This is a genomic window from Vibrio sp. M260121, assembly GCF_036533715.1.
Classification (GTDB): Bacteria; Pseudomonadota; Gammaproteobacteria; order Enterobacterales; family Vibrionaceae; genus Vibrio.
In genome coordinates this window covers 13,322-28,738 of sequence record NZ_JATABF010000025.1, presented here as the reverse complement: position 1 = coordinate 28,738, position 15,417 = coordinate 13,322, and the positions used below count along the sequence as shown (strand labels likewise).

Sequence of the window (15,417 nt, the reverse complement as noted above, 5' to 3'; positions counted from 1 at the left end):
GGGAAAGATATTCACAGCGATGACATGTATTTGAAGTACAAAATTGGATGATAGCTAGGAGGGAGGGGGCGCGATGAGCGAATAAGTGCTTTATCGTGTGTTTATTGATAAGTTTAGAGTGAATAGCCATCGTTAAATACTTTTGCTATGTGCTAGCTGCGCGAGAGTTTACAAACGAATATTAGAGTATGACTTTAATTTCGTCATAGCTCCCCTCTCGGACATGCTTAATAAAGCTTTTCTCCCATATTCGATATAAGTCCTCCACTTTGGATGATTGGATACGCTGCCAACCCGCTTCAATAGTGAAATAGAGTTGGTGACTAAAGTCGAAATCAATATGACGTTTTATCTCTGGATACAGATTCCCTACATAAGCGAAATCAGTGATGTAAATGATCGTTACATTTACCTTATTGGTTATGTTTAGACCAACTTCAACTGGATGGGAACCGCCGTTTTCTACGCTATAGCTTTTATCACGAAAGCTGAGAGTCAAGCGCTTGCTGGTGGCTTCCCAACCATCTGAAGCAAGTAACGTTTGACAGTGTTCGCTTAATAGTTGTTGAAACTGCTTGGATACTGGTAATGAAACGGAAGTGAAGTTTAGTGTTGTCATGTGAGCTTCCTAAGAAAGAAATTCATCGTCAAAGTTATTGAAGGAGGGGATATTCTGTTTTGGATTGGTAACATCGGGAGTTAACAGGCGAGGAATTAGAATGTTTACTTTGGAGAGTGTCTTGTGCATAAAAACTCCTAAAAATTAATTGGTTAAGGTATGCACGAAGGTAATATATATCTAAGTTTATTTTGTTTAGATGGGCTAGTCATAAGCGTTGTTTGTGCTAGAGATTGGTGAAGCTACAAGTGTGGCTTTCTCATTGAGAAACCTTGGGAATCATTAAATTCATTGATGATCAAATAAACGATAGAAAAGGAAGAGCAGAGTGTGGCGTGCTTTATGGATTTTACGGTTAGTTTGTTCGTTAACCAGAGAGTGCTATTAGTCATTCCATTCGATTCATAGTTCGATGTGGTTAGGGTACAATGCCCATCAGTCGAGACCAGTCATTATGACGTATTTATTGATTTACGTATTTGGTAGCAAAAAATGATAACGAAAGAAGCTCAAATTGAACAAGCGCTCATAGATAAGTTGGGCGATCTAAAGTATTCGTACCGGAAAGATATCCGAACAGAGCGAGCTCTCAAGCAGAACTTTCGTGAAAAGTTTGAGGCGTTAAACTTCGTCAGTCTTACTGACAATGAATTTGAGCGCTTGTACCAAGACATCATCACAGCTGATGTTTTTGAAGCTGCTCAAACGCTGCGTGAACGTGGTTACTTTCAGCGTGAAGATGGCACACCATTACATTACACCTTAGTGAACATTAAAGATTGGTGTAAAAATGAGTTTGAAGTCATTAACCAATTGCGCATGAACACGGATGAAAGCAATCACCGTTACGATGTGATTTTATTGATTAATGGCGTTCCTACGGTTCAGATTGAGCTTAAGGCTTACGACATTGTGACGCGTCGAGCTATGGAGCAAATTGTTGATTACAAAAGCGATATTGGTAATGGCTACACCAATACGCTGATGTGCTTCATTCAAATGTTTATTGTCAGTAATGAGCACCATACTTATTACTTTGCTAACAACCGTAATGAGCATTTTAGCTTCAATGCTGATGAGCGTTTTTTACCTGTTTATCAACTAGCTAATGAAAATAACCGTAAAATTTCGCACTTACATGACTTTGCCGATGCCTTCTTAGCGAAGTGTACTCTCGGCCAAATGATTAGCCGTTATATGGTACTAGTTCAATCGGAACAAAAGCTTCTGGTTATGCGTCCGTATCAAATTTATGCGGTGGAAGCTATTGTTGACTGTATCCATGAAGGGCGAGGAAATGGCTATATTTGGCATACAACAGGATCAGGCAAGACCCTAACGTCTTTTAAAGCATCAACGCTGCTTAAAGATAATCCTGACATTGAAAAATGCTTGTTCGTCGTAGATAGAAAAGACTTGGATCGCCAAACCCGAGAAGAATTTAATAAGTTTCAAGACGGCTGTGTGGAAGAGAACACCAATACAGAAACGTTAGTTCGTCGTATGTTGTCAGAAGACTATGCTGATAAAGTCATCGTTACAACGATCCAGAAACTCGGCTTAGCGTTAGATGAAAACAGCAAGCGCAACCAGAGTAAATTGAAAGAGGGTAAGAAAACTTTCAAAGAGCGATTAGAACCATTACGAGATAAGCGTATTGTTTTTATCTTTGATGAATGTCACCGTTCTCAGTTTGGTGAAAACCATAAAGCGATTAAAGAGTTTTTCCCTAAAGCACAATTGTTTGGCTTTACGGGGACGCCTATATTCGATAAAAATTCAACGTATATTCAGATCGATGGCAATGTAGGTTCGTTTAAAACCACAGAGAGCATCTTTGAGCAAGAGCTACACCACTATACGATTACTCATGCAATTGAAGATAAGAATGTACTCAGCTTCCATATTGACTTTTTTGGCAAACATTCTGCGAGCAAACAACCAGACGACAATACTAACAGTGATGAAGCTGAAGTAACAGCTACAAGAGCTACACCTCCACCACGAGCTGTTGTTCAAGAGATATTAAAGAAACATGATGCAGTGACGAATCACCGTCGATTCAATGCAATTCTCGCGACCGCTTCTATCAACCATGCGATTGAATACTTCGAAGAGTTTAAGAGCCAGCAAGCACTTAAAGCATCAGAATCTGAAGACTATATTCCGTTAAATATTGCTTGTGTCTTTTCACCACCAGCGCAGCTTAGCGATAAAGACAAAGAAGATTCGGATTCAAATGCACTTGCCCGAAATGTGAAAGACATCCAGCAGTTACAGGAAGATCTACCACAAGAAAAAGCCGATAACGAAGTTGAACCTGAGCGTAAGAAGCGAGCATTAATCGATATTATTAATGGTTATAATCAACAATATTCGACTAATCATACTATTAACGAGTTTGATCTTTATTACCAAGACGTGCAGCAGCGGATTAAAGATCAGCAATACGACAATGCTGATTACCCTCATAAAAACAAGATCGATATAGTCATAGTCGTTGATATGCTGTTGACAGGGTTTGATTCCAAGTATCTGAATACTTTGTATGTGGATAAGAACTTAAAGCATCATGGATTGATTCAAGCATTCTCACGTACTAATCGTGTATTGAATGATAGTAAGCCTTGGGGGAATATTTTAGATTTCCGAGGTCAAGAAAAAGAAGTTAATGAAGCGATTAAACTTTTCTCTGGTGAAAAGGAAGAAGGCGCTGAGCAGGTTTGGTTGGTAGATCCTGCGCCTGTTGTCGTTGAAAAATATAAAGAAGCAGTTGATAAGCTAGAAGCCTTTATGCAAAAGCAAGGCTTAGCATGTGAACCTTCAGAAGTAACAAACCTTCACGGTGACGCGCAAAGGGCTTCTTTTATCAATCACTTTAAAGAAGTACAAAAATTTAAGAACCAACTAGAACAGTACACAGAGCTAGATGACGAACAGAAAGCTCAGGTTGCCGCGACATTACCAATTGATACCTTACGTGGTTTTAAAGGTGCGTATTTAGAAACTGCCAAAGACTTGAAACGCAAGCTAGATACGAATAAAGGGGGAGGGGACTTACCTGAAGAAGTCGAACAGTTAGAGTTTGAGTTTGTGTTATTTGCATCCGCTTTAATCGATTACGACTACATCATGGGATTAATTGCTAAATCGACTCAGGGAACAAGTAAGCAAAGCATGACTCGTCAGCAACTCATCGATTTAATCTGCTCGCAAGCGAATTTGATGTCTGAGCGCGATGAGCTGATTGCTTATATTCATAGTTTACCTTCTGGTGAGGCATTAGATGTGTCACAAATTCATGCAGGCTACCAAGCATTTAAAATGAAAAAGGCTACCAATGAACTCAATGATATGGCTATAAAGCACGGTTTAGCTACAGAGAGTTTACAGGCGTTTGTTGATGGAATTATGGGACGAATGATTTTCGATGGCGAGAAGCTGGGGGATCTGTTAGAGCCACTAGATCTTGGCTGGAAAGAACGTACGAAGAAAGAGTTAGCATTAATGGAAGATTTGGTTCCTTATCTACATAAACTAGCCCAAGGGCGTGAAATATCCGGGTTAGCAGCTTATGAGTAAGATTGAGTATCCAACTTTAGTACCTGAACTAAGGTTCCCTGAATTTGTAGAACAAGATGGATGGAAGCCTAAGATATTGGAAGAAGTCTGTGATCTGCAAGCTGGAAAATTTGTTAAAGCTGCCAATATCAAGAGTGAAAAGGACGATAGTTTGTATCCTTGTTATGGTGGTAACGGTTTACGTGGTTTCACTGAATCATTTACACATAATGGCAACTATTCTCTTATAGGTCGCCAAGGTGCGCTGTGCGGAAACATTAATTTTGTATCTGGAAAATTTCATGCGACCGAGCATGCTGTAGTCGTGGAACCCAAGGAAGGAGTTGATAACTCATGGCTTTATTACGAATTATGTAGGTTAAATTTAAATCGGTTTGCGACAGGACAAGCTCAACCGGGGCTATCTGTAGATAATTTGTATAGAGTTGATACACATGTCCCTCTAGTAGAAAAAGAACAGCAAAAAATAGCTGATTGTCTTGTCTCGATAGATGGCTTGATTACAACAAATACGAAAAAATCAGATTCATTAAAATTACACAAAAAAGGCTTGATACAGAAACTCTTTCCAGAAGAGGGGAAAAGGGTGCCTGAATTGAGGTTTAGTGATTTTGAGGGCGATTGGAAACCTGCATCGATAGCTAAAATGGGGATGGTAGTCACAGGGAGTACTCCAAGTACTTCGCATAAAGAATACTATGGTGGTGAGCACTTATTTGTTTCACCCGCAGATATTTCTGAAAATAGATTTATTGAAACAACAAAATCAACACTTACAACAGAGGGGATTCGTAAATCAAGAGTAGTGCAAAGTGGTAGTGTTCTTTTTGTTTGTATTGGTTCAACAATAGGAAAGACCGCTCAAGTTAAATACGACTGTGCTACAAACCAACAAATAAATGCCATAACTGCTTTTCCAGGATATGATGATGATTTTTTATATTATTTGCTAAGCTTCCATTCGCTAACTATATCTGAGCTAGCAGGAAAGCAAGCTGTGCCTATTATCAATAAATCTACTTTTTCCAAGGTCGTATTGATGGTTCCTGAAGAAAAAGAACAAAAAAGAATAGCAGATATATTGTCTTCTATTGATGAGTTGATAAGCGCACTAAATAAAAAGATAGAAGCTCTTAAAGCTCATAAAAAAGGCTTGGTGCAACGTATATTTCCTTATTTAGAGAGAGTTAGTGAATGAACTTAACGGAAGTTGCAAATAAAATAAGCGAAATGAAGGAAGCGATCGTTCTTATTTATGCTTTTAATGGGACTGGTAAAACTCAGTTGTCAGTGGCTTATAAAAATGTAACCAAAGAAAAAAATGAGGGTCAACACGCTGGAGTTTATTATAATGCCTATAGTGAAGATTTATTTCACTGGGATAATGATGAAGATAATGATGGGCTTAATGTTAAACTATCATTATTACCAAGCAACCTTAATCAGTTTCATAGTTTTATTTCTGATGACCCTCAAGTTATTGAGAGTAAGTTGGCGTTATATAATGCTCGATTTAAGTTTGAATTTAATTTGTTCGAAGATATTGAAAAAGGCATTGAGTCTATAAGTTTCTATACTTTAGATGATGAAGATAAGAATAACCCTATAAAAATTTCTAGAGGAGAAGAAAGTATTTTTATATGGTGTTTTTATCTGGCGTTGCTTGATGTTGATGGCTGGGCTGATGAACAGGATGCTCATCTTTTTATTGATGATCCTGTATCTAGTTTAGATGAGAATAACATATTTATTACGGCAGATACTATTTTTGAACAAATAGAATCTCACTATGAAAAGAAAAAAATAATAATAACCACTCACCATATAGGCTTGTTTTCTATTTTAGCTAATCGTTTGTTTAATGGTGAAAAGAGTGGGCGTTACAGAAACTTGACGACATGTCGAGTATTAAAGCGTTCAGGTGGTGATATAGTGTTGGAGGAGACAAAAAGAAATGTTTTTCTTTATCATTTACACTTACTCCAAGTTCTTAATGAAGCTATAAATGAGCAACTTTATACCTATCATTTTGCGTTACTTAGGCAGCTTTTGGAGAATATTTCGTCATTTCAGGGAAGTGGTAGTTCGGGGCGAGTTCTCGGAAAGTTAGGATTTGAAGGTGTTGAATCATTAATGGAGCTTGTTAATACACACTCACACAAAACACCATATTATTATCAGACTGAAATGATGAATGAGACTGAACAGTCTGATTTTAAAATGATATTCAGTAAGTTGATTGAAATGTATCATTTCAAATTTTAAGCGGGAAAGTTATGACTCAAGAACAATTAAACAAGTTAGGTAAAACTCTGTGGGATATCGCGGACACTTTGCGTGGTGCGATGAATGCTGATGATTTTCGTGACTATATGCTTTCTTTCCTGTTTTTACGTTACTTATCTGATAACTTTGAAGCGGCAGCTAAGAAAGAGTTAGGAAAAGACTACCTTGATTTACCTAAAGATGTTCTTAGGGATCTAAATATGTCTAACCCTTTGGAAGTGTGGTATGACGAAAACCCTGATGACGTCTCGTTTTTTGAAACGCAAATGCGCCGTAAATTGCATTACATTATTAAGCCTGAGCATCTTTGGTCAAGTATCGCTGAAATGGCTAGGCTTCAAGATGATGAATTACTCAAAACGCTAGAGGAAGGGTTTAACTACATTGAAAATGAAAGCTTCAATAGCAGCTTTCAAGGCTTGTTCTCCGAGATCAATTTGAATTCAGAGAAGTTAGGAAAAAAGCCATCAGATCGCAATGCAAAGCTATGTACTATTATCCAAAAGGTTTCTGAAGGTATTGCTCAGTTCTCGACTGATACTGATATTTTAGGCGATGCTTACGAGTACCTTATCGGCGAGTTTGCTGCCAATGGTGGTAAAAAGGCTGGTGAGTTTTATACCCCGCAACCAATATCAACCATCCTGTCGGAAATTGTCACATTAGACAGTCAAGAACCCAAGATGGGGAAAAAGAAGAACTTAAATCGAGTATTAGACTTTGCATGTGGCTCCGGTTCTTTGCTATTAAATGTGCGTAAGCATATCACCTCTGCTGGTGGTAGCATCGGTAAGATTTATGGACAAGAAAAAAATATCACCACTTATAACTTAGCTCGCATGAACATGTTGCTCCATGGAGTAAAAGATACTGAATTTGATATATTTCATGGTGATACGTTGATTAATGATTGGGATATTCTCAATGAAAAGAATCCAGCCAAAAAGATGAAATTCGACGCTGTAGTTGCAAATCCACCATTTAGTTATCGATGGGAGTCAGATAAAGCTGAATTTAAAGAAGATTTTCGTTTCAAGAATCACGGCATCGCCCCTAAATCAGCGGCTGATTTTGCTTTTCTACTGCATGGTTTCCACTTTTTAAGTGACGAAGGTACTATGGCTATTATCTTGCCTCATGGTGTCTTGTTTAGAGGTGGGGCTGAGCAACGCATACGCAGTAAGCTATTAAAAGATGGGCACATTGATACTGTTATCGGTTTACCTTCTAATCTGTTCTTTTCAACAGGTATCCCTGTTTGCATTTTAGTGCTCAAAAAATGTAAGAAGTATGATGATGTTTTGTTTATCAACGCTAGTGATGAAGAGAACTTCGAAAAAGGTAAACGCCAGAATAAGCTTCGCCCAGAAGACATTCAAAAGATAGTCGATACGTATAGATTTAGAGATCAAGAGGAACGCTATTCTCGTCGAGTCTCAATGGAAGAGATCGAGAAGAATGATTTCAATTTAAATATCTCGCGATACGTAAGTACGGCTAAAGCTGAACCTAAAGTGAATTTAGAAGCGGAGCACCAGAAGTTAGTGAACATTGAGAAAGACATCAATGAGGCTTTAGACAAACATAACAGCTTCCTCAAAGAGCTAGGTTTGCCTCCATTGCCTAGGTAGCAATAATTTTCAACCTATTACGGGCTGCATACACAATAAAGTGATGCAGCCTTTGTTTTTTCTGTCGTTAGTTAAATTTAAACAACCTTCAATTGCCTCATACCAGTTACTGAGAGACTGCCTTTGGCAGCCTCTCCTATATGCCCGCTCCACCAGCACATCATTGGTTTTCTGCGTTCTAGGTAGTCTGTACGGTTGTATGCACTGCGGACCTGATTATCATCGATGTGAGCTAAAGCAGCCTCAATCAAATCGGCTTCAAATCCTTGTTCATTGAGGGTTGTACTTGCTAGTGAGCGTAGCCCATGACTAACTAGCCTTCCTGCAAATCCCATGCGTTTTAGGGCCATATTCGCTGTTTGGCTATTACATGGTTTCTTAGGGTCTCGATCAGAAGGGAAAATAAACTCTCTATGCCCACTAATTGGTTTCATTACGTCAAGTAACTCTATAGCTTGTTCTGTGAGTGGGATACGGTGCTCTCTGCGCTTCTTCATTCGTTCTGCTGGTATGGTCCAAACTTTTTCATCAATATCAATTTCACACCATTTAGCACCAGAAGCTTCAGCAGGACGAGTCATAGTGTGCAATTGCCATTCCAATAAACAACGAGTAGTTCGTTTGATACTGGCATTTGCAATAGCTCCCATAAGCTCTGGTAACTCTGCTGGTTTTAACGCTGCCATATTTTCTTTTTTGGGCTTCTTAAAAGCGGCTTTGATGCCAGTTAATGGATTAGCTTGAACCAGCCCACAGTTGGTGGCGAAGTTCATCACTTCATTGAGACGCTGAGATAGACGTTTGACTGTCTCTAAACTACCTTTAGCCTCGATAGGCTTTAACAGCTCAATGACTAGTGGAGCGGTGATATCCTTAACAGGTGTTTCAGCTAAGTAAGGGAAAATATGAAGCTCTAGAGATCGCCAGATATCGGTAGCGTAGTCTGGAGTAACCGAATCTTTTTTAATTTCAAACCATTCCTTTGCTACGTTTGCAAAGGTGTGCTCGTGAACCTCTTTATACTCTTGCTGCTTTCTCTTTTGCTCTTCTTGAGGGTCTATACCTTGTGCAATTAGCTCTTTTGCAAGTAAAGCATTTTTTCTTGCCTGTGCGAGATTAATCTCTGGATGTCGACCTAAGTTGAAATTAGCTCGTTTTCCATTTGTTGGACGGTAATAATTGAGCTGCCACTGCTTAGAACCACTTGGGAGTACACGGAGTTGCAGTCCTTGTCCGTCAGAAAGACGATATTCTTTTTCTTTGGGTTTTGCGTTTTTAACTTCTGTTGCAGTTAAAGGTTTCGTGATTCTAGGCATCGTAGTAACCATTAGTTAGTGTCCATAATCTATGGTTACTACAGCGGTTACTAAAAGTCAAAGATGTTGTGGGATGCTATGAGATGTTAATAGACGCTAAGCTATTGATTTTTTGTTGTTGAAGACATAAAAAAAGACGTCATGGGACGTCTTAGTTTATTGAGTTGGTGGAGCTGGCGGGAGTTGAACCCGCGTCCGAAAACCTTTCATCATTGGTACTACATGCTTAGTCGATCTTTAAATTCACCACCCACCTGCGAACCGACACGCTAGTAAATGACTATCCTGAATTATAATTCGCCGTTCATCTCTCAGGCGGGAGAATCCGGGCTAGCGCGTTTGGGTTTGATCCCTCGTTGGTCCCCGTCTTACGTGCGGAAGCTAGGGCGAGAGAGCTCTGAGCAGGTTATTAAGCTGCTAGTGCGTAGTTTTCGTCGTTTGCGACTATTTTTTTGCGGTTTGTTAACGAGGCCTACCGCACCTCGGCATGCACCTCAGACTTCTGAATTCCCGTCGAATCCTAAATCAGCCCCAGAGGTAATATCGGCATAGTAACAGAAAAGCCTAGGCTGTCCAGTACTATGCGTCTAAGTGGTCAAGTTTAACGCAGTGAACTCTTCATCACGCGTGCTTTTTCACGAGCCCAATCTTTTTCTTTCAGATCGGTACGTTTGTCGTGAAGCTTTTTACCTTTCGCAACACCGATTTTGATCTTCACCCAAGAGCGAGACCAATATAGTGACAACGCGGCTAGCGTCATACCTTCACGGTTGATGCGACCAAGAAGGTTGTCGAGTTCACGACGACTCATCAATAGTTTGCGCACGCGCGTAGGGTTTGCGACAACGTGAGTAGAAGCTTGGTTAAGAGGAGTGATCGTCATCCCGCTGACAAAAGCTTCACCGTCACGCATGAAAACGTAGCTTTCAGCGATATTGGCTTTGCCTTGGCGAAGTGCTTTCACTTCCCAGCCTTGTAGCTCCATGCCGGCTTCAATTTCATCGTCAATGAAGTATTCGTGGCGAGCTTTTTTATTAAGCGCGATAGTGTTGCTACCCGCTTTTTGCTTTGATTTTTTCTTTACCATAATGGCCTCATTATACGGGTTGGATATACGTTAGGAAATCCTTTTATTTGCGCTATCGTGGAATAAAAGTAAAATTGGCACAAGCCTTAAACATGTACGCGTATCGATAGGAGTGTGTATGAAGCAAATCAGCCGTTCTGCTTTGGTGTCTTTTAGTGCAGAGCAGATGTTCGATCTGGTCAATGATGTTTCGAAGTATCCTGAGTTTCTACCTGGTTGTTCAGGTTCACGAATCATTGAGTCTTCGGGCGAGGGTATGGTGGCTTCTGTCGATGTAGCAAAAGCAGGTATCAGCAAGACATTCACCACGTCTAACGAGCTTATTCCAGGCCAGGCTATCATGATGAACTTGGTTGATGGACCATTTAAGACATTGCGTGGTGGCTGGATCTTTACGGCGCTTGACGAGCAAGCGTGTAAAGTGGAGCTCAAGCTTGAGTTTGAATTCTCAAGCAGAATGATCGAGATGGCTTTCGGCAAGATTTTCAACGAGCTCACCAGTAACATGGTGAATGCTTTTACCAATCGAGCGAAACAGGTGTACGAGTGCTATGAGTATTGAGTCGGACATGATTCACGTTGAGGTGGTGTATGCCTTACCTCAAGAGCAGCGAGTGTTTAACTTGGTGGTGAATAACCATGCCACTGTTGAAGAGATTATTCGTCAGTCTGGTGTGCTTGAATTGTACCCTGAGATTGATTTGAAGAAGAACAAAGTGGGTGTTTATAGCCGCAACGTTCGACTAGATGTGACGGTTCGAGACAAAGACCGAATCGAAATTTACCGTCCATTATTGGCGGATCCAAAAGAGATTCGTCGTAAACGAGCTGAGCAAGCAAAAGTGGTTGGCAATGCAGACCCAGTGACGGGTGGTAAGCCAAACGCTTTGAGAAAATCAGCGGAATAATGCCTGAAGATATAAAACAAAACCTCTCAACTGGGAGGTTTTGTTGTTTTTAGAGCTTACTTTTCTCGCTCTGTGCGTGCCAGCCGAAATAAAAAAGCCTCCGTGCGGAGGCTTTAGGAATACTGCGAAAATAAAGGTTGTTTACTGAATCTTCTCGTAAAACGCATCGCTTTTCGGGTAGTCACCAGTGATGTCTGCCAATGTGCCTTGGTCGTTAAAGTTAACGATAAGATCTTTTTGCACTGATTCACCGTGACCTGGAGTGTGGTGGTAAATGTAGTACCACGTATTTGGGTAGCCATTTTCAACCAACATAGGTGAACCAAGAACGTAGCGAACCTGTGCTTTAGTCATCCCAAACTTTAATTTATCAACCGCACTTTGTTCTACATAGTTGCCTTGGTTGATATCAATACGATAAACCAGTTTTTCCAATACCGAACATCCTGTCAGCAATGTCATTGCTAATGGTACGGCAACTAACCACTTCTTTAATTGCATAATAATTTCTTAGTAACCTTTAAAATACTGCGCTGATAATAAACAAGCTCGACGCAGATGTAAAAAGCTATGCGTCGTATGGTAGGAAATCTGACAACGAATTTTGAGTTGAGTTGCATTTATTCGTCGATATTGCACGCTAAATGACGGAACATGACTCACAAATTCGCTTAAACCGAGAGCTGAACAGTTTGTCACGCACAATAATGGCATTTTTGTCAGGCCAATAAAGGAGAAAGTTCAGCGATTATTTGGCTTGTGAAAACTCAAGTAGAGTATCGCTCCAACTCAACAAAAATAGGGACAAGATCTAAGCAGTTGGTTTTGTTGATTGCTCTGATATCCATTTCTCATCCCTTGCCGATCTGTTAAGCCGCGATAAGCAGTTCTTTTGCGTTTGCCAATGTAGAGTCAGTGATTTGGCTGCCACCAAGTAGGCGAGCGAGTTCTGCCACGCGTTGTTCTTCATCTAGTGAGCGCATTTGTGTTTCAGTTTGGCCGCCTTTGGTGTGTTTGGCTACAAACATTTGCTGGTGACCGCAGCCAGCAACTTGCGGCAAGTGGGTTACACACATTACTTGAGTTGATTCGCCCAGTTTGCGCAGCATCTTGCCGACAACAGCTGCTGTTGGACCACTGATACCTACATCCACTTCGTCAAAGATCAAGCTTGGTGTGTCAATTTTCTGCGCTGTGATCACTTGGATCGCTAAGGAGATACGTGATAGCTCACCGCCAGACGCGACTTTAGCGATAGGTTGTAACGGTTGGCCTGGGTTGGTTGAAACCAAGAAGCATACGCTGTCCATGCCTAGTGGAGATGGATGCGCGTTTTCGTTGTTCACTTCGATGCTGAACACAGCCTTTTCCATGCTTAATTCGTGCATGCTTTGGGTGATCAGCTTGTTCAATTCTTTAGCATAGCGGCTGCGTGATTTGTGCAGTTTTTCTGCTTGGGTTAAGAAGCTTTGGTATTTCTGCTCCACTTCTTGTTCTAACTCATCTAAGCGTTCATTCGAGCAATCTAGTGCTTCGATTTGTGCCAGTAGATCTTGGTGGTGCTGGTATAGCTCATCAGGCATCACATGGTGTTTGCGAGCCATCGACATCACTTTAGAAAAGCGTTCTTCGACATAAGCCATGCGACCTGGATCGACATCGATGCCGTCAAGGTAGCTGCGAAGTTCGTTTTTGGTTTCTTCTAGCTGGATCATTGCCTCTGACAGCATGTTTGGTAGTTCAGCTAATTTCTCATCTAATTCCGCTAATTGGATTAGGGAGTGATTGGCCGATTGCAAAATACCAAGCGCATTGACTTCTTCACCTTCGTAAATAAGTTCGATGGCTTGCTGGCAGGTAGCGGCAAGTTCACCGCTGTTGGACAGTCGTTTGTGCTCTTGCTCGAGCTCTGCAAATTCTTCTTCACCTAGCGATAACTCATTCAGTTCTTTGATTTGGTATTCAAGCAACTGTTTCTGCGCCTGGTTTTGCTGGCTGTTCTCTTTTAGTTGCTTAAGGTTATTGTCTGCCTGACGCCAATGCTGGTAAGCACTTCGTGTGCTTTTGAGTAGGTTTAAATGTCCTGCATATTGGTCAAGCATGGCCATTTGATGCTCGCTTTTCATCAGTTGATGATGGGCGTGCTGTCCATGGATGTTGATCAACAACTGCCCAAGAGATTTGAGTTGTGAAAGTGGGACTGGGCTGCCGTTGATGAAGGCTCTAGAGCGTCCTTCTTTAGTGATGATGCGACGCAAGATACATTCGCTGCCATCCAGCAGGTCGTTATCTTCTAGCCAACGCGTTGCGTGTAGATTGTTGTCCAGTAAAAAGGCAGCGCTGACTTCTGTTTTTTCTTCGCCTTGTCGCACCATGCCTGCATCGGCACGCCCGCCTAAACAAAGACCTAAAGCATCAATTGCAATAGATTTACCTGCGCCTGTTTCACCTGTGATGGTGGTCATGCCCTTTGAAAGCTCGAGCTGTAAAGATTTAACAATCGCAAAATTATTAACACTTAGATGAGCCAGCATTTTTATTTACCTGTATAACTGAACAATACTGTATAAGAAAACAGTATATACTGTTTCTTTATACAGTAAAGGTGGGTTAGGTATTTTTTCTCAAAGAAGCGATTTTTTGTGAGGGAGAAGGGAAAAATAGGTCGCAGAAAATGCAACGACCTATTTAAATTGAACAAGTTACGGGCGAGTTGGGTTAATTGTGAGCGGCTCTAAAGTAACCACTGCGTTGACGCCAGCACCTGGATGGTCGACATAAGAAGTGTCTTGCATCAGCGTGTAGTAAACATCGACAAAATCATCATCGTTGGTGAGTGCTCCATCAGGGATCGCATCGATAATTTTGTTCGTGATTTGAGGAATAATGGCGTAAGCCTGTACTTCTGGATCTGGAATTGCCTTCAGAACTTCTTCTGCAACCTGAACAAGCAGCTTAGCTAACTGTTTGTAATCGGTGCCGTCATCTTGCTCCATTAAGACGATATCCGCCGCCCCCCAACGGTAACGAGACCAGTGAATGATGATTTGGTTCGGATAGTAATCTTGATTGTCGTAATCCAAATATGGAAGTTCGACCAAATCTAACGCTGGCTCGTCACGGCTTGGATTGACGCCAGTAACGATGGCGTAGATTTCTGCTTTACCCGAGATCCAAGGTTCTTGATCATCTGAAAGACGAATCTTCTTAAGTTGCGTGGTTTGAATTGGTTGAGTGGAGCTTGCTGCACTAGCCAGAAGAGGGGCATTAGCTCGCTGGTTATCGGATAGATATGGCTGGACCATGGTTGCTTGGCCTAAGCTTTTCATCTCTGCTTGCATGGCTTGCAGGCCAGCTTTGAGTTCTGCTGAGCTATTGTTATCAATAACCAAAACCGGCACGTCAGGAAGTTGATAGACGTCCAACTGATGGATTTGACCATAGACATCGTACGCTTCGATGTATTGCCATTGCTCATCATCACCACTTGGTTCAAAAGCAAATAGGGGGCTAATTTTGCCTTCTTGCCATACATCTAGCATCTCTTCATTTGCAAGGCGAACTTCGAGAAGCTGTTCTGAGTATTCTGAAATGCCTTTCCATGAGCGAATTTGTGTATCGGCTTGCACAAGTTGTTTACTGAAAGCTGATAGGGGAGTTTGTTCAACAAAAGAAGAAACAGGGACATTGATGTGCTCTGCGGTGATGTCTCGGCGCAGCATCGGTTCTATGTCGGTGTAGCTCTCACTGAGTTGTTGTGCCAACGCTCGTTTAGTGTTGGTGATGTCCTCGGCTTTTGCGTTTGAAATATCGGTAACCTTTGCCTCCTCAGATTGGCAGCCCATAAGCGCTAACGTACTGAGAGCGGACAATATAATTGTTTTTTTCATAATGCGTCCTTTGAGATAACTGGTATGAAATAGAGTTTATATTCTATTCATGGCGAGAATATCACCGGACATCGAGCATTCAATTCGAGCGTTAAGGT

Annotated in this window: 12 protein-coding genes and 1 other RNA gene; 6 read left to right on the top strand and 7 right to left on the bottom strand. The window is 41.1% G+C overall.

The window, feature by feature from the left end:
• Positions 1-181: 181 nt before the first annotated feature.
• Complete coding sequence (locus QTO06_RS14475) at positions 182-619, bottom strand: DUF2787 family protein (protein ID WP_140252924.1); 438 nt, start codon at positions 617-619, stop codon at positions 182-184.
• Positions 620-1,111: 492 nt separating this feature from the next.
• Between QTO06_RS14475 and QTO06_RS14470 the strand changes: the two genes are divergently transcribed.
• From QTO06_RS14470 to QTO06_RS14455, 4 genes are read left to right on the top strand one after another with little or no spacing between them, the layout of a single operon-like run.
• A complete protein-coding gene (locus QTO06_RS14470) occupies positions 1,112-4,201 on the top strand; it encodes a type I restriction endonuclease subunit R (protein WP_276462644.1) in 3,090 nt (1,029 codons plus the stop codon).
• On the top strand, positions 4,194-5,399 hold the full coding sequence (locus QTO06_RS14465; protein WP_276462645.1) for a restriction endonuclease subunit S: 1,206 nt from the start codon (positions 4,194-4,196) through the stop codon (positions 5,397-5,399). Before QTO06_RS14470 ends, QTO06_RS14465 begins: the two co-directional genes overlap by 8 nt.
• Positions 5,396-6,466, top strand: coding sequence for an AAA family ATPase (locus QTO06_RS14460; RefSeq protein ID WP_276462647.1), 1,071 nt, complete (start codon positions 5,396-5,398; stop codon positions 6,464-6,466). Before QTO06_RS14465 ends, QTO06_RS14460 begins: the two co-directional genes overlap by 4 nt.
• An 11-nt stretch (positions 6,467-6,477) precedes the next feature.
• Entirely contained in the window at positions 6,478-8,118 is a 1,641-nt protein-coding gene (locus QTO06_RS14455) for a type I restriction-modification system subunit M (protein ID WP_276462648.1), read from the top strand.
• Between the two features lie 77 nt (positions 8,119-8,195).
• Here the strand turns inward: QTO06_RS14455 and QTO06_RS14450 are convergent, their stop codons facing one another.
• From QTO06_RS14450 to smpB, 3 genes are all read right to left on the bottom strand, one after another.
• Complete coding sequence (locus QTO06_RS14450; protein WP_140291916.1) at positions 8,196-9,434, bottom strand: integrase domain-containing protein; 1,239 nt, start codon at positions 9,432-9,434, stop codon at positions 8,196-8,198.
• Positions 9,435-9,599: 165 nt separating this feature from the next.
• Positions 9,600-9,967: a transfer-messenger RNA gene (gene ssrA / locus QTO06_RS14445) on the bottom strand.
• A 68-nt stretch (positions 9,968-10,035) separates the two neighbouring features.
• A complete protein-coding gene (gene smpB / locus QTO06_RS14440) occupies positions 10,036-10,521 on the bottom strand; it encodes an SsrA-binding protein SmpB (RefSeq protein ID WP_005424760.1) in 486 nt (161 codons plus the stop codon).
• Positions 10,522-10,639: 118 nt separating this feature from the next.
• On the opposite strand from smpB, the gene QTO06_RS14435 reads away from it, so the two are divergent.
• Positions 10,640-11,083: an SRPBCC family protein gene (locus QTO06_RS14435; protein ID WP_038890695.1), complete on the top strand. Its 444-nt coding sequence runs from the start codon at positions 10,640-10,642 to the stop codon at positions 11,081-11,083.
• Positions 11,073-11,429 (top strand): RnfH family protein, encoded by a 357-nt coding sequence (locus QTO06_RS14430; RefSeq protein ID WP_045383397.1) that lies wholly within the window; start codon positions 11,073-11,075, stop codon positions 11,427-11,429. The genes QTO06_RS14435 and QTO06_RS14430 overlap by 11 nt, the downstream gene beginning before the upstream one ends.
• A gap of 141 nt (positions 11,430-11,570) precedes the next feature.
• On the opposite strand, the gene bamE is transcribed toward QTO06_RS14430, so the two are convergent.
• The 3 genes from bamE to QTO06_RS14415 all read right to left on the bottom strand — a co-directional run bounded on the left by bamE (position 11,571) and on the right by QTO06_RS14415 (position 15,319).
• Entirely contained in the window at positions 11,571-11,930 is a 360-nt protein-coding gene (gene bamE / locus QTO06_RS14425; RefSeq protein ID WP_005424693.1) for an outer membrane protein assembly factor BamE, read from the bottom strand.
• A gap of 368 nt (positions 11,931-12,298) precedes the next feature.
• Positions 12,299-13,963 carry a DNA repair protein RecN gene (gene recN, locus QTO06_RS14420; protein ID WP_331408647.1) on the bottom strand — a complete coding sequence of 555 codons (1,665 nt, stop codon included), beginning with the start codon at positions 13,961-13,963 and terminating at the stop codon, positions 12,299-12,301.
• Between the two features lie 168 nt (positions 13,964-14,131).
• Positions 14,132-15,319, bottom strand: coding sequence for a DUF3103 domain-containing protein (locus QTO06_RS14415; RefSeq protein ID WP_331408646.1), 1,188 nt, complete (start codon positions 15,317-15,319; stop codon positions 14,132-14,134).
• Positions 15,320-15,417: the final 98 nt, after the last annotated feature.

Bases quoted from the DNA above. Each gene is read 5' to 3' on its own strand.
- QTO06_RS14475 (WP_140252924.1), bottom strand. From the start codon at position 619: ATGACAACACTAAACTTCACTTCCGTTTCATTACCAGTATCCAAGCAG.
- QTO06_RS14470 (WP_276462644.1), top strand. From the start codon at position 1,112: ATGATAACGAAAGAAGCTCAAATTGAACAAGCGCTCATAGATAAGTTG.
- QTO06_RS14465 (WP_276462645.1), top strand. From the start codon at position 4,194: ATGAGTAAGATTGAGTATCCAACTTTAGTACCTGAACTAAGGTTCCCT.
- QTO06_RS14460 (WP_276462647.1), top strand. From the start codon at position 5,396: ATGAACTTAACGGAAGTTGCAAATAAAATAAGCGAAATGAAGGAAGCG.
- QTO06_RS14455 (WP_276462648.1), top strand. From the start codon at position 6,478: ATGACTCAAGAACAATTAAACAAGTTAGGTAAAACTCTGTGGGATATC.
- QTO06_RS14450 (WP_140291916.1), bottom strand. From the start codon at position 9,434: ATGCCTAGAATCACGAAACCTTTAACTGCAACAGAAGTTAAAAACGCA.
- smpB (WP_005424760.1), bottom strand. From the start codon at position 10,521: ATGGTAAAGAAAAAATCAAAGCAAAAAGCGGGTAGCAACACTATCGCG.
- QTO06_RS14435 (WP_038890695.1), top strand. From the start codon at position 10,640: ATGAAGCAAATCAGCCGTTCTGCTTTGGTGTCTTTTAGTGCAGAGCAG.
- QTO06_RS14430 (WP_045383397.1), top strand. From the start codon at position 11,073: ATGAGTATTGAGTCGGACATGATTCACGTTGAGGTGGTGTATGCCTTA.
- bamE (WP_005424693.1), bottom strand. From the start codon at position 11,930: ATGCAATTAAAGAAGTGGTTAGTTGCCGTACCATTAGCAATGACATTG.
- recN (WP_331408647.1), bottom strand. From the start codon at position 13,963: ATGCTGGCTCATCTAAGTGTTAATAATTTTGCGATTGTTAAATCTTTA.
- QTO06_RS14415 (WP_331408646.1), bottom strand. From the start codon at position 15,319: ATGAAAAAAACAATTATATTGTCCGCTCTCAGTACGTTAGCGCTTATG.